Below are 20,477 nucleotides of genomic sequence, written 5' to 3'. Positions count from 1 at the left end.
TTCTGATCCCTTAGAAATAACCTTCGCGCTTTTTCAGCTCCATCGATGCCGATTGGTCACTGTCGATAAGTCGACCTTGACGCTCACTGGTTTTCGCCAGTAGCATTTCTTCGATGATTTCAGTTAACGAGCCCGCTTCTGACTCAATGGCACCCGTTAGTGGGTAACAGCCAAGGGTACGAAAGCGTACTTTTTTCATCTCAGGCACTTCACCAGGCTCTAGTGGCATACGCTCATCATCAACCATGATTAAAGTACCGTCACGCTCAACCACTGGGCGCTCTGCCGCCAAATAAAGTGGCACAATTTCGATGTTTTCTAAGTAGATGTATTGCCAGATATCCAGCTCGGTCCAGTTAGATAATGGGAAAACACGAATGCTTTCACCTTTGTTAACTTGACCGTTATAAGTGCGCCATAACTCAGGACGTTGGTTTTTTGGATCCCAACGATGATTCTTATCGCGGAACGAATATACTCGCTCTTTAGCACGTGATTTTTCTTCATCACGGCGGGCACCACCAAATGCGGCATCAAACTTATGATGATTTAATGCTTGCTTTAGACCTTGAGTTTTCATGATGTCGGTATGCTTAGAGCTGCCGTGCACGAAAGGGTTTATATTCATCGCCAACCCTTCAGGATTTTTGTGAACAATCAGGTCAAAACCGTACTTCTCTGCGGTGCGATCGCGAAACTCAATCATTTCTTTGAATTTCCACGTAGTATCCACGTGCAACAGTGGGAACGGGATCTTACCTGGATAAAAGGCTTTACGGGCAAGATGCAGCATCACTGATGAATCTTTACCGATTGAGTACATCATCACAGGGTTGTCGAACTCGGCAGCCACTTCACGAATAATGTGGATACTTTCAGCTTCCAACTGCTTAAGGTGTGTTAACCTTTGTTGGTCCATTTTCTACTCCGTTAGGCAAGATTAACTAAAGATTGGGCATATGATGTTGGTGCTTGTTCACCAAACCAAGTCAGCTTGTCAGCCAAACTCACCACTTCGCCAACAATGATCAAAGCAGGTGGTTGCACCCCTTGAGCCATGTCAGCCAACTGTGTAAGTTGCCCCGTAATAACATGTTGGTCGGTACGTGTGCCCTTTGACACGATAGCCACCGGTGTTTCACCGCTACGTCCGTTCAACATTAAGTTTTGTTTAATTTTTTCCGATTGCATCAAGCCCATATAAAACACTGTGGTTTGATGCGGTCGCGCTAAAGAAGACCAATCAATCGGCTGGCCTTGCTCTTTACAATGCCCTGTCACAAAAACCACTGACTGCGCATAATCTCGATGCGTCAGAGGTATGCCTGCGTAACTGGCACAGCCTGATGCGGCGGTTACGCCCGGTACCACTTGAAAATCAATGCCGTGCTCAACCAGAACTTCTAATTCTTCGCCGCCGCGACCAAAAATAAACGGGTCGCCCCCTTTTAAGCGAACGACTTTATTACCTTGCTGCGCGTATTTCACCAGTAATTCATTGGTGGTTTCTTGGATCACACTATGTCGGCCTGCTTCTTTGCCAACATTGACTAACTTTGCATCGCGTCGCACTAATGATAGCGTTTCTTGCGACACAAGCTGGTCATATAACACCACATCTGCTTGCTGCATCAATTGTAAGGCTTTTAATGTGATCAAGGAGGGATCACCAGGCCCCGCCCCCACTAATGCCACTTCCCCTTTCGGTTTAAAGTCGGCTAACTGCTCAGTCATCACAGCGCGAGCTTGATCTTGTTTGCCTTTATCCAACAAGCTTGCCACTTCACCCGCATTGAATATTTGTTCCCAATAACGTCGGCGACTTTCTACCGTGGGCAACAATTTTTGCACTTTATGACGAAACTCGCCGGCCAAACGCGCTAGCGGTCCTAAATAGTTTGGCAATACCGCTTCTAATTTAGCGCGAACAAGTCTGGCTAATACAGGCGTATTCCCACCACTTGAAACCGCCACGATAATCGGCGAGCGATCCACTATTGAGGGCATAATAAACGAGCCTAACTCAGGTGCATCCACCACATTAGCAAAGATCCCCAACTGTTCGGCATCTTGTGCCACTTGTTGGTTCACTGCGCGATTATCTGTCGCAGCAATCACTAGCCAAGCTCCCGACAGTGATTCAGCCGTATAGGTTTGTGTAATGAGCGATAAGTTGTCATTTTCTAAATTTAACAGCTCATTACAAAACACAGGCGAATGCACCGTGACTTTTGCCCCTGCTTTTAATAAAAAGCGCACTTTTCTAACGGCCACTTCGCCACCACCAATGACCAAACATCGGCGCTGGTTAAGCTTAGTGAAAATGGGCAAATAATCCATATAGACGTCCTTACTGCTTTAATTCGTGCAACTATAAATTGAGATCTATATCCCGTAAAATAATATAAAGGTCTTCTTTATTCCATAAAGGAATAAAAATACTTTTTTTTATAATCAGCTGCTTTTTTTATTAGAGGATACTACCTGTGCCAGACTTGTTATACCATGTAAATCAATGGCATTGGCTCGCTTTCGCGCTGTTTATGTTACTCATGGAATTATGCCGCTTAAAAGGTTGGTCGTTTGTTGTCGGCGGAGCGGCTTTTGTTGTTGGTTTGGTGATGCACTTTGAGCCCATTACATGGCCATTCCAATGGGCTTTAATGCTAGTTGCTGTGATGATTTTAGCTTTTATCCGAGCCATTGTGCTGAAAATGAAATCGCAATAACCTGACAACCATTTGCTTAACAACAAAAAAGCGCCCTTAGGCGCTTGTTTAAGAATAGGTCGTTAAATACCGCTACCATCAACTTCAATGTCAGCTTCATGTAAACCACATTCACGTTTTAATCCAAAGAAACGGGTATCTTCTTCACTCATACCCACTTCTAATGGCCGTGATGTTTGCACATCACCAACTGAAACATAACCTTGATCCCACAATGGGTGATAAGGCAAATCAAAGTCTTTTAAGTAGTAATGTACGTCTTTATTGGTCCAATCAATAATTGGCAAAAACTTAAAACAACCATTTTGCACACTCAGTACCGGCAGGCCTTCTCGGCTTGACGATTGTGAGCGACGTAAGCCAGAGAACCAAGTTTTTACTTTAAGCTCGCTAATAGCGCGCTTCATTGGCTCGACTTTATTGATCTGGTTATAACGGGTTAACCCTTCGACGCCCTGCTCCCAAAGTTTACCGTAACGCGCCTCTTGCCAAGCAGCACTTTGCGCTGCGCGATACACTTTAAGGTTGAGGCCCAAACGCTCAGTTAGCTCATCAATAAATTGGTACGTTTCAGGAAACAAGTAGCCAGTATCCGTTAAGATCACTGGCACATCCGCACGTTGTGAACTGACCATGTGCAATGACACTGCCGCTTGAATACCAAAACTAGAAGATAAGGCAAATTCACCCTCTAAGTTTTCAAACGCCCATTGAATGCGTTCAACAGCAGTCATTGTCTCAAGCTCAGCATTTACCTCAGCCAACGCTAAAACACGCTCTGCAGCATTAAGCTTAAGTAACTCGGCTAAATTCAAATTAGGCATAAAAATCCCGTGAAGCCACTACTACTTCTTCAACAATGCCGGAGCGAACAGTAAAATCACCAAATCCTTCATTTGGATTGCGCTCAGTTGCCCAGCGACCTATCAAGCTATCTAGCTCATCTAGAATTTGTGTTTCGTCCGCATTTTCCAAGTAAGTTTTTGGAATACGCGTCCCTTCGCGATTGCCGCCCAATAGAATATTGTAACGACCAGGGCCTTTTCCTACTAAACCAAATTCTGCCAGCGCGGCGCGACCACAACCATTTGGACAACCGGTCACGCGAAGTACTAAATGTTCATCAGCAACGCCGTATTTATCAAGCATGCCTTCAACCTGAGTCACTAAGCCCGGTAGGTAACGCTCTGCCTCGGCCATCGCTAATGGACACGTTGGAAACGATACACACGCCATCGAGTTTTCGCGTTGTTTGCTCAAGTCTTCGGTTTTTAAGCCGTGTTCAACCGCTAACTGTTCAATTTTTGCCTTATCTTTTTCTGCCACACCGGCAACAATTAAGTTTTGGTTAGCAGTGAAACGGAAATCGCCTTTGTGTACTTTGGCTATTTCACGCATACCGGTTTTAAGCGGTTTGCCTGGGAAGTCTAAAATTCGGCCATTTTCAATAAACAGTGTTAAGTGCCACTTCTTATCAATGCCTTTGATCCAGCCAATACGGTCGCCGCGGTATTCAAATTTGTAATCTTGACTCTCAGCAAATGTAATTCCACTGCGGCCTTCTACTTCAGCTTTAAACGCTGCAACACCGACACGCTCGATGGTGTATTTAGTTTTAGACAAGTGACGATCACTGCGGTTACCCCAATCACGTTGCACGCTAACAATCGCTTCAGAGATAGCAATGACGTCTTTTTTGTCAATAAAACCAAAATCATCGGCTTTACGAGGATGAGTACGCTTATCACCGTGAGTATGGCCAAGGCCCGCACCCACTAAAACGTTGTAACCCACTAACTCACCATCACGCACGATAGCAACGAAGCTAATATCGTTTGCATGCACGTCAATATCGTTTTGCGGCGGCATAACAAACGCGATTTTAAACTTACGCGGCAAGTAAACATTTGAATACAAAGGCTCACTTTCGGCTTCGTTACTCGCTACTTTTTCACCGTTTAACCAAAGGTCAGCAAAGCCCTTGGTATTTGGTAAAAAGTGCTCACTGGTTTGTTTTGCCAGCTCGTACATCTCGGCATGGAATTCAGATTCCACTGGGTTAGACGTACATAAGGTATTACGGTTTACGTCACCCGCGGTAAAGATAGAGTCGATGCCAACTTCATCTAAACCTTGGAAAATCGGCCGTAAGTTACGCTTTAAAATGCCATGGTATTGAAACGTTTGACGCGTGGTTAAACGAATGCTGCCTACCATGGTGCGCTCTTGCGCGTACTTATCAATTTGTAGCCATTGCTCTGGCGTACAAATACCGCCGGGCATACGCGCGCGCAGTAAGAAGCTATGACGCGGGTCTAGTTTTTGCTTTTTGCGCTCACCACGTAAATCACGATCATCTTGCTGATATAAGCCATGGAATTTGATTAGCTGAATATCGTCTGGGCTAAAACCACCATACACTTGGTCATCTAATGCTTCGGCGATAGTGCCACGTAAAAAATTGCTTTCGGTTTTAATGCGTTCGTTGTCTGATAACGCGCGTCCATCAAGACTATTGTCTGGACTGGGTTTTGGCTGATAGCTCATTAGTAAACATCCCTCTGATAACGCTTAGCACGACGTAACTCACTTACGTATTCTTCGGCTTCTTCGAAGCTCTTATTACCTTGCTCTTGTACTATTTTAACTAATGCATCGTTGACATCTTTAGCCATGCGATTGGCATCACCACAAATATAGAAGTGTGCACCGTCTTCAAGCCATTGATAAACTTGCGCAGCGTTTTCTAGTAAACGGTGCTGAACATAGATTTTTTCTTCTTGGTCACGAGAGAAAGCCACATCCATTTTAGTCAGCAGGCCTGAATCTAAGTAACCACGCCATTCCACTTGGTATAGGAAATCTTCTGTGAAGGTTTGGTCACCAAAGAACATCCAGTTTTTACCACCCGCGCCTTGGGCATCACGCTCTTGCATAAAGGCTCTAAAAGGTGCTACGCCTGTACCAGGGCCCACCATGATCACTGGGGTTTCAGGGTTAGCAGGGAGACGGAAGTTATCATTGTGCTCAACAAACACTTTCACTTCGCCGCCTTCTTCTAGACGTTTCAAAAAGCCCGTTGCACCGCCGCTACGCGCATCACCTTGCTCACTTTCAAACTCAACCATGCCAACAGTTAAGTGAACTTCTTCTTCCACTTCCGCTTGGCTGGAAGCAATTGAATATAAACGCGGCGTAATACGGCGTAACATTGCGATAAGTTGCTCCGCTGTTAGCGAAACATTTTTCTTCACCGCTAAAATATCAAGAATTTGGTGGCTATTAGCGTATTCACGCGCTTGTGCTTTATCGGCTGCGATTTTCGCTAGCTTTTTGCTACCTGAAATTTCGGCGTATTTCTCCACAAATCCAGGGTATGACTGGGTTAACTCATAATGGCTAATCAAGGCTTGGCGTAGTGATACCTTCTCGCCATCAACCTCAACTTGTTCATCACCGCTAAGGCCGACTTGTTTCACCACTTGGTCAACTAATTCGCTGTCATTTTCAAACCAAACACCTAGCGCATCACCAGCGCGATATTGAATACCTGAATCTTCAAGTGAGATTTCAAAGTGACGTACATCTTTTTGCGAATTACGCCCCGTGATTTTTTGGTTCGTAACTAGGGTTGCCGTATACGGGTTCTTTTTATCGTACTGGCTGGTCGCGAATGACGCTGGCGCAGCAAACGGTTGCGCAACAGGAGCAGCTTGTACACTAAGGGTTAACGTCTCAGAAACGAGTTTAAGGGCTTTATCACCCCACTCTTTAGCAGGCGTTTCGTAATCAACATCACAATCAAGACGCTCAAGGAAACTCTGCGCACCAGTTGCAGCTAAACGCTCATCAAAATCTTTACCGGTTTGACAGAAAAACTCGTAACTAGAGTCGCCTAATGCCAGCACCGCGTACTTGAGATCAGGTAGCTTAGGCGCTTTTTTAGAGCCTAACAACTCATGCAGCTCAATGGCATCATCAGGCGCTTCACCTTCACCATTGGTACTCACTACGATAATAAGGTGGGTTTCCGTTTTTAAATCTTTTGCCTTGTAGTTGGCCATTGATTTAACTTGAACTGGCAACCCTTGCGCCTTAGCACTTGCAGCTAACTCTTCGGCAACGCCCTTAGAGTTACCTGTCTGTGAGCCAAATAACACAGTCAACTGGCCAGCTGGTGCAGCGCTAACCGCAGCTGCGCTAACCGCACCCGTTGCAACAACGGCGCCGCCTTGACTAATACCCGAAAGATATCCACTCACCCAAGCGAGTTGATTTGGATTTAACTCAGCGATTGCCTGCTGCAGCTGATTAAGCTGTAAGTCCGACAAAGGGCTGGTTAATGAAGAGAGTTCCTTTAACAGCATGCCTAAGATTTCCACTATCCCAAAATGAATTACAGACAGTTTACTGGGTGGAAAGAATAACAACAAAGAATAAATAGGGATTTTTTATAAGAAAAAGGAATAAGGAGAGGAGAGCTAATAATTCAATATAAGGGGAGAAAGCCTCCCCTTGACAAGCAGTTAACAAAAAACGCGTTTAGAAGTTAACTTCAACTCCAACAAAGATACCGTCATACTCAGTATTGAGCTTAACCTCATCTTTCAATTTAACTTCTTGGTAACGATAGCCACCTCGTAAGTTAACTTTGGTTAAACCTTCAGGGTTAAACGCATAACTCACGCCAATCAAAGCATCCACCACTTCATCATCGGTTACAGAGCCCGCAGTCACATCTGTGAACACACTTAGGCCAGTATTTGGTATGTGAAACTTTGCGGCACCGTAAGCTTGTGGGATAGTACTGTTAAAATGATTGTTAGATAAAGTATGCAAATCGCCGCTGATGTATTTTACATTTAAACCAAGATCGGCCTCGAACAAGCCATTATCAAATAACTGGTAATATAAGATGGTATCAAAACTACTCATGTCTAGCGTTACATCACTGGTACTTGAAGAGCCTTTACTGTCTAAATTCGTGTAGGCGAATTTCACATTAGGTAATAAAATAATACCGTGTTCAATGGCCACATAACCACTTCCACGCCAATCATTTTTCAAACTAAGAGAATCGCTATTCAGCTTACCATCGGTAACGGGTTTAGCGATATCAACACCCGCAAAGATGCCCCAATCATCTGCTGATGCTGAGTGACTGATCGCTAAAGTAAATAGAGTTGCTGCAAGATATTTTTTCATTTCGTCACGCCCTTATAGTTAGGCGAGCATTGTATCCACTAAAAAAACAATGGCAATCAAGGTTTTCCTTGATTGCCATTGAATGTTTGCCTGCTTAAGCTGTGGTTCAGCTTGGTAACAATTGATGTAATTTAGCCCTTATTGAGCAACTCAGATAAATCGATCACCGCTGCATTAGCACGCGAAATATAGTTCGCCATCACTAAGGAATGGTTAGCCATCAAACCAAAGCCACTGCCATTTAAAATCATTGGGCTCCACACCGTTTCTTGCGTTTCTTCCAGCTCTCGAATAATTTGGCGAACACTCACGGTAGCATTTTTCTTTTCTAAGACGCCTTTAAAGTCAACCTCGATGGCTTTCATAAAGTGCAATAACGCCCAACTTGCCCCGCGCGCCTCATAAAATACATCATCAGTTAAAAACCATGATGTCTTAATCAGCTCTTCATCTGGGGCATAAGTTGACTGCTCTGCCGCAGAGTCCCCAGCCAAACCATCATTAATGGCATGGCGACCCACACTTGAGCTCAGTTTTTGCGATAAGCTGCCCAAGCGACTTTGTACTTCTTTTAACCAAGCCGCTAAATTATCGGCTCGCGCATAAAATTGCGCATCAGGCTGATTAGGGTCCGCTAACCGGGAACGGTAGCTATAAATAGCCTTAATCCCTTCACGATATTCCGCTTCTGCACTGGGTAAGTGCCAGCTTTTATTGTCAATATTAAATTTTGGCTGAGCAACTTTTAGATCTTTGTCTTCCACCGATTGGCTCTGTGAGCGGCTAAAGTCTTTACGCATGATCAAAGATAAATCGCGCACTTGCTCTAGCACCCCCAGCTCCCAAGCTGGCATGTTATCCATAAAGAGGCTCGGCGGCATAACATCATTACTCAAATAGCCACCGGGTTTATCCAGTAAGGTTTCTGCAACAGTGATTAGCGTTGTCGTGGTGATGTAACCCACTACTAGTTTTTTGCCTTCTTGAGCCGCCTCATCTTTTGATTTAACCTCCAGTTCAGAGATATCCATCACATTGGGCTCAAGCCCCCAATATACCGATGTACCATAACCGATAAAAAAAAGTACGAGAAAAACACCCAGCACACGTTTTGCGGTAAAATTTTCCATGATAAGCCTTAATGGTTCTGTTTCATTTTAGGTTTATTACCTTTAATTGATTTCACCGGAGCCACAAAAGATAGCTGCTCCCCCGACGAGAAACCTAAGGTAAAACTGACCTCTTGTCCCTCAGTTAAAGGCCCTTTTAACCCCAATAGCATAATATGGTAACCACCCGGTTGCAGTGATAGGGTTTCCATACCTTTGATTTCTATAGCATCAACTTGGCGCATCTTCATCATGCCATCAGCCATAATGTGATTATGCAACTCAACCTTTTCTGCAATGTCACTCTTAGCGGATACCAGTGTGGCTAGCGCGTTAGAGTGATTCATTAATTGTAAAAAAGCCGCACTGTTTTGCACGTTTGGCGGGGTTGCTCGCACATATGCCCCATCGACCATTATCTCTGCTTGAGATGCACTGCTTAATAAGGCTAGCCCTAAACCAGCAAATACAAAAAACTTTTTCAAATTTAAATCCTTAACGTAACCACTTAGATAGCATCAATTTAATCTAAAGCCAGTTGAACTGCAACGCACTAGCTTTGTTTGCAACGTTTATCACTCACTAACCAATAAATAATAGCAGCGGCCAAAATCCATGGTGCCCATTGGATTAGTAAACCAATTGCACCAAAAACCAGCAATATTACCGCGGCAATACAAACCACCACAATACAACCAACCAAGGTAAAACCTGTAAACGCCATCGCTCCTAACATGAGCAACAAAAATAAAAATTCAAACATAACATCACCTTTAACGTAATTGAAAATATGCTAGTTTGAGTTAATCAAGGTTCATGCCAACTAAAGCAAAGTATAACCCACTGTTTTTATAGAACAAAAAATGTCCATTAAGTTACAATTAGAATTATTGGTTAAATTAACCAGTATTAATCGTTATTTTGACCACAAAAAAAACCAGAACAAGTCTGGTTTTAAAACGAAGTGCAATTTATCAGGCTTATCACTAAGGGCGTAACGAACGCTCACCGCGAGCGATGCCACACACCCCAGACCGAACCACTTCAATAATTTCAGTTGCTTCACCCAATGCAGCAATAAATGCATCAAGCTTATCTGTGGTCCCACTTAGCTGAACCGTGTATAAACTCTGGGTGACGTCTACTATTTGACCGCGGAAAATATCCGCGTTACGTTTCACTTCATCGCGTTTGGTGCCGCTGGCTTTCACTTTCACCAACATTAACTCACGCTCAATATGCGGACCATCGGTTAATTCCGATACTTTAAGCACATCCACCAGCTTGTGTAGCTGCTTTAAAATTTGCTCAATCTTTCGCTCATCAGCATGGGTTGTAATCGTCATTCGCGACAGAGTGGGATCATCCGTTACCGCTACCGTTAGCGACTCAATATTATAGCCACGTTGTGAAAACAGACCAACGACTCGAGACAATGCGCCGGCTTCGTTTTCAATTAAGATAGAAAGGATACTGCGCATTAGGTTCTCTCCGTTTTACTTAAAAACATATCTTGCATGCTGCCAAATTTCACTTGCATCGGATACACGTGCTCTTCCGGATCCACTGCAATATCCAAAAATACCAAGCGGTCTTTCATGGCAAAAGCCCTTTCAAGTGCTGGCTCAAGCTCTTCTGGTTTGTCTACACGAATCCCAACATGATGATAGGCTTCTGCCAACTTAACAAAATCAGGTACGGAGTCCATGTAAGAGTGAGACTGGCGGCCTTCGTAAAACATTTTTTGCCATTGCTTAACCATGCCAAGGGAGCGGTTGTTTAGCGATACAATCTTCACGGGAATATTGTATTGCATACAAGTAGATAGCTCTTGGATATTCATTTGAATTGAGCCATCTCCCGTAATACACACGACTTCTTCATCGGGTAAAGCGACCTTACATCCCATAGCAGCCGGAAAACCAAAGCCCATGGTGCCAAGGCCACCTGAGTTGATCCACTGACGAGGTTTTTTAAATGGATAATAAAGCGCGCCAAACATTTGATGCTGACCAACGTCGGAAGTGACAATCGCATCGCCCTTGGTCACTTTGTATAGCGCTTCAATAACCTGCTGGGGTTTGATCACCGTATCCGATTTTTCATACACCAAGCACTCTCGTTCACGCCATGTATCAATCAATTGCCACCAAGCAGACAAATCTTCTTGATCTTTTAAAGCATCCATTTCAGCGATCATCTCTTGCATTTGGCCAAGAACCACTTCAATTGAGCCAACGATAGGAATATCGGCATTAATGATTTTTGAAATTGAGGTCGGATCGATGTCGATATGCATGATAGTTGCATTAGGACAAAATTTATCCACCGCATTGGTCACACGGTCATCAAATCGCGCGCCTACTGCGAAGATTAAATCAGCGTTATGCATCGACATATTGGCTTCATAAGTACCGTGCATCCCTAGCATGCCAATTGATTGCTTATGTGTTCCTGGGAAGGCGCCAAGTCCCATCAGTGTTGTGGCTACGGGTAAGTTACATTGCTCTGCTAAATGAATAACATCAGCCGAAGCATTGGCATTAATCGCACCGCCACCGACATATAGTACAGGGCGTTTCGCCGCCATTAAGGCTTTCACCGCACGCTTAATTTGACCTTTATGGCCACTTAGCGTTGGGTTGTACGAACGCATATGCACCGATTCAGGGTATTGATAAGGAAACTTTAACTTCGGGTTTTGCACATCTTTGGGTAAATCTACCACCACCGGGCCGGGGCGACCGCTGGCAGCTAGATAAAATGCTTTTTTGATAGCAATCGGGATATCTTCAGCTTTTTTGCATAAAAAGCTGTGTTTAACCACAGGGCGTGAGACACCAATCATGTCCGTTTCTTGAAACGCATCATCGCCAATAAAATTGGTCGGTACCTGACCCGATAACACCACCATGGGGATCGAATCCATATAAGCAGTCGCGATACCGGTAATACAGTTAGTGGCACCCGGACCAGAGGTCACTAAAACACAACCAACCTTCCCTGTTGCACGTGTATAGCCATCAGCCATATGCACAGCGGCTTGCTCATGGCGTACTAAAAAGTGTTCAATGTCACTGCATTGGAATAATGCATCATAAATATCCAATACTGATCCACCAGGGTAGCCAAAGATGTGTTTCACACCTTCGTCTTGCAGTGATCTGATCACCATTTCGGCGCCCGATAACATTTCCATAAGCTCTCCCAGCTGACTTCCTGTTTATATTTTTATTAATAACAGCTTCCTTGCAAAAACAAGGGCGCAATATGATTGAGTGTCAGTTTAATAATTTTTTACTTTACACGTCTATGCTTTTTGCAGAATTCGCTTTAAAAACCAAGATTAACTTACTAACAGATGTATACCCACACAACTTTAAGGTACCCGCTCTGCAAAAGTAGCTTAGGTATGACAAGGGCTACAAGAAAGTAGCCCTAGGAAAGTATATTTAATCAGCAAAACAAGCCAGATTAACTTTTCATTCTTGCGTTTTACTGATCTGGAACTTCTGGCTCTGACAGCCATATTGAATGATTTGGATCTAATTCTTCAGAAATAGAAATACTCACCCCCATCTCTTGCAACTCTTGCAATGTAAGATTATCAGCTAAGTCCATTGTCTCGCCGTTTTCATTACTAAATTGCATCTGCTACCCCCTGTTTGCTAGCGCCTGCGTATATAATGATGGCACAGCGTGCTGATATTTCCATCGTACTCAGTAAAAGGCTTATAACCATTTAATCTGATGCATATACCCAATCAACCTGGAGAGGCTTGATTTCAGCAAGATTTTACACGCGTTTAGGCAAGGCATTGATTGCAGGTAATGGCTTCCCCTTATCAAAATCAATAACACAGCATTTACGCTGCGTTGATACTTCGTCTGTTTTAATCACGCAGTGCGATATCCCATGCCAAAGACGCTGATTTATTCAAGCTTTGCTCAGGCAATTGATCTAATACGTTTTCCGGGAACACGGTCGCCTGCCAGAGCCGATCGACAAGGTTTTGAAAGTTTTCTTGTCTATCATTTTTGAGCCACAACGCCAATGCTTTCGCAACATCGGGAAATCTTACCTTCCCTGCACTTTCCGTTGGTAGCCAAGCCGCAACCTCTGACTGATCTAAACCATGCATTTTAGTCGCTAACCCCATCATCTCTAAAGTAGCCACATTACTTTGCTGCTCGAATTGGCCTGATAATGGCTTAAGCAGCATTTTTTTCCCCATTTGCATCGCTTCCGAGGGGAGTTCAAAGCCACCATTAGCAATCACCCCAGCACAATCTTCTAGATCAGCTTGAAAACCCAACCTTGATAACTTGCGTAACTTTACATTTTCAACGTCCATGTCTTTAGCATCTGGGTGATAGCAATAGAAATGATGGGTTGAAAAGCGGCGTAACAAGTCAACCACCTTATTGAGCGATTCAAAAGGTAAATACACCAAAATTTTGTTGTCTACCTGCTTATCAGTTGTCAGAATTTCGACAATAGGCGGTAAAATTGGAAAACCAAAGTGATACCAATGTACCCCAATCGGCAATTCAGTGGGTGCGTAGTATTTCATTAATAATGCATTACCAGAATGATAGCCTTGTTTCGGAACTTGATAACGAAAGGCATTCTGGTGAGATAAACCGATGGTTGGCACACCATGCTTTTTTGCCGCCCAAGCAGAAACTGGCTCAAAGTCATTAAGCACCAAATCATAATCTTTGACATTGAGGCTTTTTATGTCACGCCATAATTGCCTAGGCTGGCTATTAAACAGGGTTCTAACGGGATTGATTTCACCATTTGAAGAATTAAACGTTAGTCCCGGTTTTGTTCTGTATTCGCCAAAAGGCAGCATATCGAAATAGGCATCAGATTGACGACCAGTAAATAAATAATCGACTTCTAGTCCAACCTCAGCTAACGCCTGAGACATTTTTCTGGCGCGGGTAATATGTCCATTGCCAGTACCTTGAACGCCATAAAGAATGCGCATTAAATTGCCCCTGCTCGGTCACAAGTAAAGAAAGTAAAAGTCACGCATACGCACTTCTTTATAAAAGAGTTTGAGATCACTAAACGGCTCCCGTTAAAACAAACGTAAAATACGCAAACGTAATGCCAAGCCCAGCGCCGGCGATGATATCGCTAACAAAATGAACGCCCAATAAGACCCTCGACAAAGCAATGCAACTGGCCCAAATAAACACCAAGGGCAGCACGAGTGGATAAAACCAGGCTAATTGACTTGCCATCATAAACGCAGCTGCACTGTGGCCAGACGGCAAACTGTACTGATCCGAAGGACGAATAAAACAGGGTAAATTAGTCGGTCGATTACGTTTAAACGTGTGCTTGAGTAAGACATAAACAGGGAGTTGCATAGCAAAACCCAATAAGCAGCTTTTAAAGAAGGAGGGACCGAATTCAGTCTCAAAACACAGCAGCAATAAGCCAAGCACAACATAAAAATGGCCATCACCAGTATGGGAAATACCTTTACTACAAAACGCCACTTGGTGATTAAATTTATGAGCTAAACAATAGTTAGATAACGCATAGTCAAGATCTGCAATCTGTTGAAGCTTCATCAACCTTTCCTCTTTATTGACTAAATAAAGAATAAAAGCAGGTCGTGACACTTACATGACGGAATCTCGACAAAACCATGACAATGTTATGGCTTTGTTATGGCTTTTGTACCGCGCGAACAGCGAACTCGGCAACGAACTCACCAAGGGAAATGTAATCTTGAGATTTTGGTTTGCCACCAAAGTGATCATTAAAATATCCCGTCATTGCAAAGGGATGAACCATTAAACTGAGCAATACAATTTGTAGCTTCTCAATATCCAAATTGTCCGCTATCTCTCCATTGCGTTGTAAATCATGTAGCATGCGATTAAAACGTGGCAAAATACCGTCACCCAGAATGCTTTTTAAATAGGCTTGACCCACTTCCGATTCATTTTGCATGATCCTTATCAACAAAGGTGGAAACTCAGGAAAGCGCGCCATGGTTTTGTAAAAAGCCCGAATAAGGCTCGCCAAGTTATTATCATTTGGTTTCGCTAAGCGACGGTTTAAATCATCGTCAAACGGTTTTAATGTTTCCGACAACATGGTCAAGTATAGGTTTTCTTTATTGCCAAAATAATAATGGATCATCGCGAGGTTAGTGCCCGCATGCTCCGCGATAGCGCGCGTAGTCACCTTGCGATACTCTTCATTAACAAAGCAATGACGGGCACTTTGCAATAACATATCTCTGGTATCTGATGCGCCTTCTGGACGTCCTGGCTTACGTTTTGCCACGTATTGTTCCTTTAGTGCTGCCATATAGAGTGTCATCTCCGATTGCGTGATGCGTCATGCATTAAAAATAGAACAAAAATCACCAAAACGTGATGCTATCAAATATAAATCAAAACAAACATACCGACTTACCACTATCTCTGCAGCTTGACTAAACGTTGAAAAAAAAGTAATCATCACGCCCTAGATACTCAAGTTGTTCTCGCGAATACATATCTAAAGGTGTGTAGCTTTGTAGCGAAGTCTGGCTTGAAATAACGTTGCGATCAAGTAGGTTAAACACTACAAATAGCTTAGTTATAACAACATACATTCTTTATAAAACAACGAAAAAGTCCTAAAGAGGGATATTTTTCTCGGTCGTATCACAATGATGCCGGCCCAAGAAGGGACACGAGGGAAGATAAATGACAGATCAGGTGATCATATTTGATACAACCTTACGCGACGGTGAGCAAGCCCTTGCCGCAAGCCTAACAGTAAAAGAAAAACTGCAAATAGCATTAGCGCTGCAACGCTTAGGGGTTGATGTGATGGAACTGGGTTTTCCCATTTCATCTCCTGGTGATTTCAAATCTGTTCAAACCATTGCCTCACAGCTCACCACCAGTATTCCTTGCGCCTTAGCTCGTGCCCTGACCAAAGACATCGACGCCGCAGGAGAAGCGCTGCGCGTTGCAGAGCGCTTTCGCATTCACACTTTTATATCAACCTCGACCATCCACGTAGAAAACAAATTACGTCGCGGCTTTGATGATGTGTTAGAAATGGCGGTAAAGGCGGTGACCCATGCGAAAAAATACACCCCGGATGTCGAATTTTCATGTGAAGATGCTGGCCGTACCCCCATCGACAATCTATGTCGTATGGTAGAAGCAGCCATCAAAGCTGGCGCCACCACAGTGAATATACCCGATACCGTAGGTTATACGGTGCCGAGTGAATTTGGCGGCATTATTCAAACCCTATTTAATCGCGTGCCTAATATCGACCAAGCCGTTATTTCTGTGCACTGTCATGATGACTTAGGCCTATCGGTCGCTAACTCTATTGCGGCGGTACAACATGGCGCGAGACAAATCGAATGTACCATCAATGGCATCGGTGAACGCGCAGGTAACTGTTCTCTCGAAGAAATTGCCATGATCTTAAATACCCGCAAAGATCACTTAGGGTTGCATACCAATATCAACCCCGTTGAAATCCACCGCACCAGTCAATTGGTCAGCCAACTGTGTAACATGCCGATTCAACCGAACAAAGCGATTGTTGGTGGCAACGCATTTTCACATTCCTCGGGAATCCACCAAGATGGCGTGCTTAAATCAAAGAATACTTATGAAATCATTACGCCAGAAAGCATCGGCCTGACCCAAAACAACCTTAATCTTACCTCACGCTCTGGACGCCACGTGATCAAGCATCGTATGGAGCAGCTTGGTTATGGCGAAGCTGACTATAACCTTGATGAGCTTTATGCTGATTTCTTAAAATTGGCCGACAAAAAAGGCCAAGTGTTTGATTATGATCTTGAAGCCTTGATGTTCTTTAATAATATTCATGAAGAGCCTGAGCACTACAGCTTAGACTATTTAAGTGTTCAATCTGGCTCTGGCGTGCTGGCAACGGCGACCGTTAAGCTCAAAACGGGTGATAGTGGGCACACCGTCGAAGCAGCTACAGGCAATGGTCCGATTGACGCGGTCTATCAGTGTTTAAACCGTATTGCGGGCTATGAGGTGACGATAGATGATTATAAAATCTCATCGAAAGGCGAAGGCAAAGATGCATTAGGTAAAGTGGACATCGTCGCCCGCTATCAAGGTCGTAAGTTTCATGGCATTGGCCTTGCCACGGATATCGTTGAATCATCAGCCCTCGCAATGGTGCATGTTTTCAACCATATTTATAGGGCGCAAGCCGTTGAAGAGAAAAAACAAGCTCGCTTAGAGATTAACGATCAAGTGTGATATTTACTTTTTAATTCAACACTTAACTTTTATTTAATGAGGGCGCAATGCGCCCTTTTTTATTGGCGCGTTTTTGATTAAGGAGCCAAGATGACTAATATTAAGTTAATGATGAAGCAACTGATACAGCTAAACTACGTTATTTGGTTGCTATACTTTCTTTGCTCTACAGCCGTAGCAACACAGCTGAGCTTTAGTCAACAAGACCGAATATTGCACTATGTTTGGACTGACTCCGAGCAAACTCGGCACCAAGTTACAGTAGACACAAGCCAAATCCAGTTTACGCTGACCACATTTAAACGTTATTCACCAAAATTGATGCAACAAGCATTGCAGCAGCAAGTCATGCAATGGTTTCAGCAACAGCAAATTACCGATGTGCAGCTCAAACGTGAGCGTGTTGGGCTCAACTACGAATTACAAATCATCGGCTCAGACCCCGAGCGGGTAAAGGAAATAAGTAACGCACTGCGACAACAGCAAAACCAAGCCTACCAAGATTATCTTACTCAGCATCATTTTCAGATGTTTAAGAACTTTTCCAACCAATGGGCCATTAAACCGGATCACACTGCGATTGCACTACTTAGCCAAGCTGATATCACCCCCTTAGCCAACGCATTTAAACCCCTGATCGCCGATAAAACCGAAATGGAAGGCACGGCATTATTGTTGAGTTTTATCCAATCAATCCCTTACTCAGCCTTAGGGGCTGACAACACCCAGCGGGGAACTGGGTTTTCACCTCCCGCGCAATTGCTAATCAACAATCAAGGCGATTGTGATAGCAAGGTAACATTGATGGCAAGTTTGATGATGCAACTTTACCCAAAGAGAGAAGCGATTATGGTGATCGTACCGGGCCATGCCTTAATTGGAATCGATTTACCCAAGCAAGGGCGACAAAGAAGCTTAACGGTGCAAGGCCGCACCTATGTGTTAGCCGAGCCGACCGGACCAGCTAATTTTTTATTAGGTGAAATAGACAACGCAAGTGCTGTAGCGATTGCGCAACAACAAACGCGGATTGAAAGATTCATCAAACCAACGTTGCCTTAGTAACCGCGCATCAAACTACTTAAGCACCGTCAGCTCAACAGCAAGAATGTATTTATTGCCCTGAGCGCTGACACGAATGATCTTAGCCTCACCACTTAAAGGTGGCGCAGTAGCGGTACCATTACCTAGGTGAACTTCTATTACATCATCAACTTGAAATTCACTGTCTGTAACTTCAATAGACATGCCTGTTGCACTTAAGTCTAAACAAATACCCTGTCGAGTCTGGCCTTTAAAAACAATCTGTAACGGTGACTCTATCGCCATGCGTCGAAAAGCACGGCGGTCATTAATGGGAGTGATCACATTAGCTCCTTACACTGTCCACTATTAATACGCTGTTCATTAAAAATGATGCACAGCCCTGCTGGGGTCAAGGATTATTTAAGCTTAGGCAGTAACTTTGAGAGAAGGGTAAAAGAAAAAGTAAACGAGGTGAACTCAGCCAAGTAACAACCGAGCCCACAACATAATAAACAAGCAAAGCTAAATTATAAGTTTTCCTCGGCAAATGAAGCCAGACGGCTTCTCACTACCCCATTTAGATAGACATTCGCACTGCCTTCAAAGTGCTTAAATCGCTCTACAATATACGTTAAGCCAGACGTCACTGGCGTTAAATAATTACTGTCTATTTGCGCCAAGTTACCCGAGCAAACCAATTTGGTGCCCTCGCCACAACGGGTAATGATGGTTTTAAGTTGTGAAGCGGTTAAGTTCTGGCACTCATCCAGCAAGACAAACGAGTTTTGAATACTGCGGCCACGCATAAAGTTTACTGACTTAAACTGAATATTCGCCTTTTCCATAATGTACTCTAATGAGCCGTTCGGGCATTCATCGTTTTTATGCAGCACTTCTAATGTGTCGGTTACCGCCGCCAGCCAAGGCATCATTTTTTCTTCTTCAGTACCCGGTAAAAAACCGATATTTTCAGCAATATCAGGCGTATTTCGAGTGACGATGACCTTATCGTAAATGCCCTTTTCAATCACTAATTCAAGGGCTGCGGCCATTGCTAGCAAGGTTTTACCACATCCGGCCGGGCCCGTAAGAATAACCAGATCAACACTCGGGTCAAGCAATGCATTTAACGCCATGCTCTGATAAACATTTTTTGGGTGAATGCCCCAAGCATGGCGAGCCAGCATGCGATCGCGGCCAATATCTAATAGCTTTACCTTGCCATTTTCATGTCCAACCACTTTCGCAGCAAACAGTTTTGTTTCATCAATCAGATACTCGTTTATATAAGCGTTTTCAATTAAGTGTTCATCTAGCTCATGCCAAGTATCACGGCCATCTGTAGTGGTTTCACAGTTTTCAACGTTTTCCCAAAAACTCCCCGGCAATTGTCTAAATCCCTTCGACAATAACTTAATATCATCAATCAGTTGATCCGTTCGATAATCTTCCACTTGCTTAAGGCCTGCGCCCTTCGCTTTAAGACGCATGTTAATGTCTTTGGTGACTAAAATAACTTGCGCAGGCGCCTTTATGCGCTGTAGAAATAACGCAACATTGATGATGCGGTTATCTGGCTCATCTTCGGTAAACAGCTCTTTTTCTTGCGTCATATTATGATCAGCAAAAATACTAATGTGCCCCACCGCTGTATCTTCTAATTTGGATAGGGGCACCCCCTCAACAATATCCTCGGGCGTCGCGTCTTTAAAAATGTCTTCAAGGGAACGGATCGCGACACGGGCATCACGACTGACGTCTTTTTGCCTATCTTTGATACGGTCAAGCTCTTCAAGGACCGTCATGGGAATAACTACGTTGTGCTCTTGGAAGGAATAAATTGCTAGAGGTTCATGTAACAACACATTAGTGTCTAAAATAAAGTACTTACTCAGGTCACGGTTAGCCATAGGCATTCTCCTTAAACTCCAAATTTAGGCCGTGCAAATCAACACAATCCAATGGAGCCCTACTGTCAGCTTAGTTGATGAATACTTACTCTAGCGAGAAATTGATTGCAATTTTATGACAGACCAAGAGGAATTATGATTTGTGCCAACTGAAGCGATTATTTAGCAACAGATGCGACGGCATGTTTCTATTTGCTTGATATTGGGTAGAA

The 20,477-nt window shown here is 43.7% G+C and carries 20 protein-coding genes; 3 read left to right on the top strand and 17 right to left on the bottom strand.

The genetic code is table 11. From position 1 onward, the window contains the following. Positions 1-10 precede the first annotated feature (10 nt). Together cysD and cysG are read right to left on the bottom strand one after the other, a co-directional pair. On the bottom strand, positions 11-919 hold the full coding sequence (gene cysD / locus K6Y31_RS07000; RefSeq protein WP_233052093.1) for a sulfate adenylyltransferase subunit CysD: 909 nt from the start codon (positions 917-919) through the stop codon (positions 11-13). Between the two features lie 11 nt (positions 920-930). Continuing rightward, positions 931-2,340 carry a siroheme synthase CysG gene (gene cysG / locus K6Y31_RS06995; RefSeq protein ID WP_233052092.1) on the bottom strand — a complete coding sequence of 470 codons (1,410 nt, stop codon included), beginning with the start codon at positions 2,338-2,340 and terminating at the stop codon, positions 931-933. 146 nt (positions 2,341-2,486) lie between these two features. Between cysG and K6Y31_RS06990 the strand changes: the two genes are divergently transcribed. Beyond that, a complete protein-coding gene (locus tag K6Y31_RS06990) occupies positions 2,487-2,729 on the top strand; it encodes an NfeD family protein (RefSeq protein WP_233052091.1) in 243 nt (80 codons plus the stop codon). A 62-nt stretch (positions 2,730-2,791) separates the two neighbouring features. Here the strand turns inward: K6Y31_RS06990 and K6Y31_RS06985 are convergent, their stop codons facing one another. The 13 genes from K6Y31_RS06985 to K6Y31_RS06925 all read right to left on the bottom strand — a co-directional run bounded on the left by K6Y31_RS06985 (position 2,792) and on the right by K6Y31_RS06925 (position 15,359). Continuing rightward, positions 2,792-3,553, bottom strand: coding sequence for a phosphoadenylyl-sulfate reductase (locus tag K6Y31_RS06985; protein ID WP_233052090.1), 762 nt, complete (start codon positions 3,551-3,553; stop codon positions 2,792-2,794). Then, complete coding sequence (gene cysI, locus K6Y31_RS06980) at positions 3,546-5,276, bottom strand: assimilatory sulfite reductase (NADPH) hemoprotein subunit (protein ID WP_233052089.1); 1,731 nt, start codon at positions 5,274-5,276, stop codon at positions 3,546-3,548. The genes K6Y31_RS06985 and cysI overlap by 8 nt, the downstream gene beginning before the upstream one ends. Further along, positions 5,276-7,096: an assimilatory sulfite reductase (NADPH) flavoprotein subunit gene (locus K6Y31_RS06975; RefSeq protein WP_233052088.1), complete on the bottom strand. Its 1,821-nt coding sequence runs from the start codon at positions 7,094-7,096 to the stop codon at positions 5,276-5,278. Before K6Y31_RS06975 ends, cysI begins: the two co-directional genes overlap by 1 nt. 175 nt (positions 7,097-7,271) lie before the next feature. Beyond that, positions 7,272-7,934: a TIGR04219 family outer membrane beta-barrel protein gene (locus K6Y31_RS06970; protein ID WP_233052087.1), complete on the bottom strand. Its 663-nt coding sequence runs from the start codon at positions 7,932-7,934 to the stop codon at positions 7,272-7,274. A 131-nt stretch (positions 7,935-8,065) separates the two neighbouring features. After that, entirely contained in the window at positions 8,066-9,064 is a 999-nt protein-coding gene (locus K6Y31_RS06965; RefSeq protein WP_233052086.1) for a DUF2333 family protein, read from the bottom strand. Between the two features lie 8 nt (positions 9,065-9,072). Beyond that, positions 9,073-9,528: a copper chaperone PCu(A)C gene (locus K6Y31_RS06960; RefSeq protein WP_233052085.1), complete on the bottom strand. Its 456-nt coding sequence runs from the start codon at positions 9,526-9,528 to the stop codon at positions 9,073-9,075. A gap of 68 nt (positions 9,529-9,596) precedes the next feature. Further along, on the bottom strand, positions 9,597-9,806 hold the full coding sequence (locus K6Y31_RS06955; protein WP_233052084.1) for an envelope stress response protein PspG: 210 nt from the start codon (positions 9,804-9,806) through the stop codon (positions 9,597-9,599). A 223-nt stretch (positions 9,807-10,029) separates the two neighbouring features. Then, positions 10,030-10,524 (bottom strand): acetolactate synthase small subunit, encoded by a 495-nt coding sequence (gene ilvN / locus K6Y31_RS06950; protein WP_233052083.1) that lies wholly within the window; start codon positions 10,522-10,524, stop codon positions 10,030-10,032. Then, positions 10,524-12,242 (bottom strand): acetolactate synthase 3 large subunit, encoded by a 1,719-nt coding sequence (locus K6Y31_RS06945; RefSeq protein ID WP_233052082.1) that lies wholly within the window; start codon positions 12,240-12,242, stop codon positions 10,524-10,526. Before K6Y31_RS06945 ends, ilvN begins: the two co-directional genes overlap by 1 nt. A 296-nt stretch (positions 12,243-12,538) precedes the next feature. Next, entirely contained in the window at positions 12,539-12,694 is a 156-nt protein-coding gene (locus tag K6Y31_RS06940; protein ID WP_233052081.1) for a hypothetical protein, read from the bottom strand. Positions 12,695-12,936: 242 nt separating this feature from the next. Continuing rightward, on the bottom strand, positions 12,937-14,040 hold the full coding sequence (locus tag K6Y31_RS06935; RefSeq protein WP_233052080.1) for an MJ1255/VC2487 family glycosyltransferase: 1,104 nt from the start codon (positions 14,038-14,040) through the stop codon (positions 12,937-12,939). Positions 14,041-14,119: 79 nt separating this feature from the next. Continuing rightward, positions 14,120-14,635, bottom strand: coding sequence for a phosphatase PAP2 family protein (locus K6Y31_RS06930; protein WP_233052079.1), 516 nt, complete (start codon positions 14,633-14,635; stop codon positions 14,120-14,122). Positions 14,636-14,732: 97 nt separating this feature from the next. Beyond that, a complete protein-coding gene (locus K6Y31_RS06925) occupies positions 14,733-15,359 on the bottom strand; it encodes a TetR/AcrR family transcriptional regulator (protein WP_233052078.1) in 627 nt (208 codons plus the stop codon). Between the two features lie 407 nt (positions 15,360-15,766). Here K6Y31_RS06925 and leuA point away from each other — a divergent pair, with 407 nt between their 5' ends. Both leuA and K6Y31_RS06915 read left to right on the top strand, forming a co-directional pair. After that, entirely contained in the window at positions 15,767-17,329 is a 1,563-nt protein-coding gene (gene leuA / locus K6Y31_RS06920; RefSeq protein WP_233052077.1) for a 2-isopropylmalate synthase, read from the top strand. A 90-nt stretch (positions 17,330-17,419) separates the two neighbouring features. Beyond that, positions 17,420-18,391 carry a hypothetical protein gene (locus tag K6Y31_RS06915; RefSeq protein WP_233052076.1) on the top strand — a complete coding sequence of 324 codons (972 nt, stop codon included), beginning with the start codon at positions 17,420-17,422 and terminating at the stop codon, positions 18,389-18,391. A gap of 15 nt (positions 18,392-18,406) precedes the next feature. Here the strand turns inward: K6Y31_RS06915 and K6Y31_RS06910 are convergent, their stop codons facing one another. Continuing rightward, complete coding sequence (locus K6Y31_RS06910; RefSeq protein ID WP_233052075.1) at positions 18,407-18,697, bottom strand: PilZ domain-containing protein; 291 nt, start codon at positions 18,695-18,697, stop codon at positions 18,407-18,409. A gap of 185 nt (positions 18,698-18,882) precedes the next feature. Further along, entirely contained in the window at positions 18,883-20,265 is a 1,383-nt protein-coding gene (locus K6Y31_RS06905) for a PhoH family protein (RefSeq protein WP_233052074.1), read from the bottom strand. Between the last annotated feature and the right edge of the window lie 212 nt (positions 20,266-20,477).

This window comes from Motilimonas cestriensis (assembly GCF_021295315.1).
In the GTDB taxonomy this organism is placed as follows: Bacteria; Pseudomonadota; Gammaproteobacteria; order Enterobacterales; family CBDFNC01; genus Motilimonas; species Motilimonas cestriensis.
This window is presented reverse-complemented; position numbering and strand designations above follow the sequence as displayed.

What these genes read in the sequence shown, in the direction of transcription:
- cysD (WP_233052093.1), bottom strand. Translation starts at nt 919, where the DNA reads ATGGACCAACAAAGGTTAACACACCTTAAGCAGTTGGAAGCTGAAAGT.
- cysG (WP_233052092.1), bottom strand. Translation starts at nt 2,340, where the DNA reads ATGGATTATTTGCCCATTTTCACTAAGCTTAACCAGCGCCGATGTTTG.
- K6Y31_RS06985 (WP_233052090.1), bottom strand. Translation starts at nt 3,553, where the DNA reads ATGCCTAATTTGAATTTAGCCGAGTTACTTAAGCTTAATGCTGCAGAG.
- cysI (WP_233052089.1), bottom strand. Translation starts at nt 5,276, where the DNA reads ATGAGCTATCAGCCAAAACCCAGTCCAGACAATAGTCTTGATGGACGC.
- K6Y31_RS06975 (WP_233052088.1), bottom strand. Translation starts at nt 7,096, where the DNA reads ATGCTGTTAAAGGAACTCTCTTCATTAACCAGCCCTTTGTCGGACTTA.
- K6Y31_RS06970 (WP_233052087.1), bottom strand. Translation starts at nt 7,934, where the DNA reads ATGAAAAAATATCTTGCAGCAACTCTATTTACTTTAGCGATCAGTCAC.
- K6Y31_RS06965 (WP_233052086.1), bottom strand. Translation starts at nt 9,064, where the DNA reads ATGGAAAATTTTACCGCAAAACGTGTGCTGGGTGTTTTTCTCGTACTT.
- K6Y31_RS06955 (WP_233052084.1), bottom strand. Translation starts at nt 9,806, where the DNA reads ATGTTTGAATTTTTATTTTTGTTGCTCATGTTAGGAGCGATGGCGTTT.
- ilvN (WP_233052083.1), bottom strand. Translation starts at nt 10,524, where the DNA reads ATGCGCAGTATCCTTTCTATCTTAATTGAAAACGAAGCCGGCGCATTG.
- K6Y31_RS06945 (WP_233052082.1), bottom strand. Translation starts at nt 12,242, where the DNA reads ATGGAAATGTTATCGGGCGCCGAAATGGTGATCAGATCACTGCAAGAC.
- K6Y31_RS06940 (WP_233052081.1), bottom strand. Translation starts at nt 12,694, where the DNA reads ATGCAATTTAGTAATGAAAACGGCGAGACAATGGACTTAGCTGATAAT.
- K6Y31_RS06935 (WP_233052080.1), bottom strand. Translation starts at nt 14,040, where the DNA reads ATGCGCATTCTTTATGGCGTTCAAGGTACTGGCAATGGACATATTACC.
- K6Y31_RS06930 (WP_233052079.1), bottom strand. Translation starts at nt 14,635, where the DNA reads ATGAAGCTTCAACAGATTGCAGATCTTGACTATGCGTTATCTAACTAT.
- leuA (WP_233052077.1), top strand. Translation starts at nt 15,767, where the DNA reads ATGACAGATCAGGTGATCATATTTGATACAACCTTACGCGACGGTGAG.
- K6Y31_RS06915 (WP_233052076.1), top strand. Translation starts at nt 17,420, where the DNA reads ATGACTAATATTAAGTTAATGATGAAGCAACTGATACAGCTAAACTAC.
- K6Y31_RS06905 (WP_233052074.1), bottom strand. Translation starts at nt 20,265, where the DNA reads ATGGCTAACCGTGACCTGAGTAAGTACTTTATTTTAGACACTAATGTG.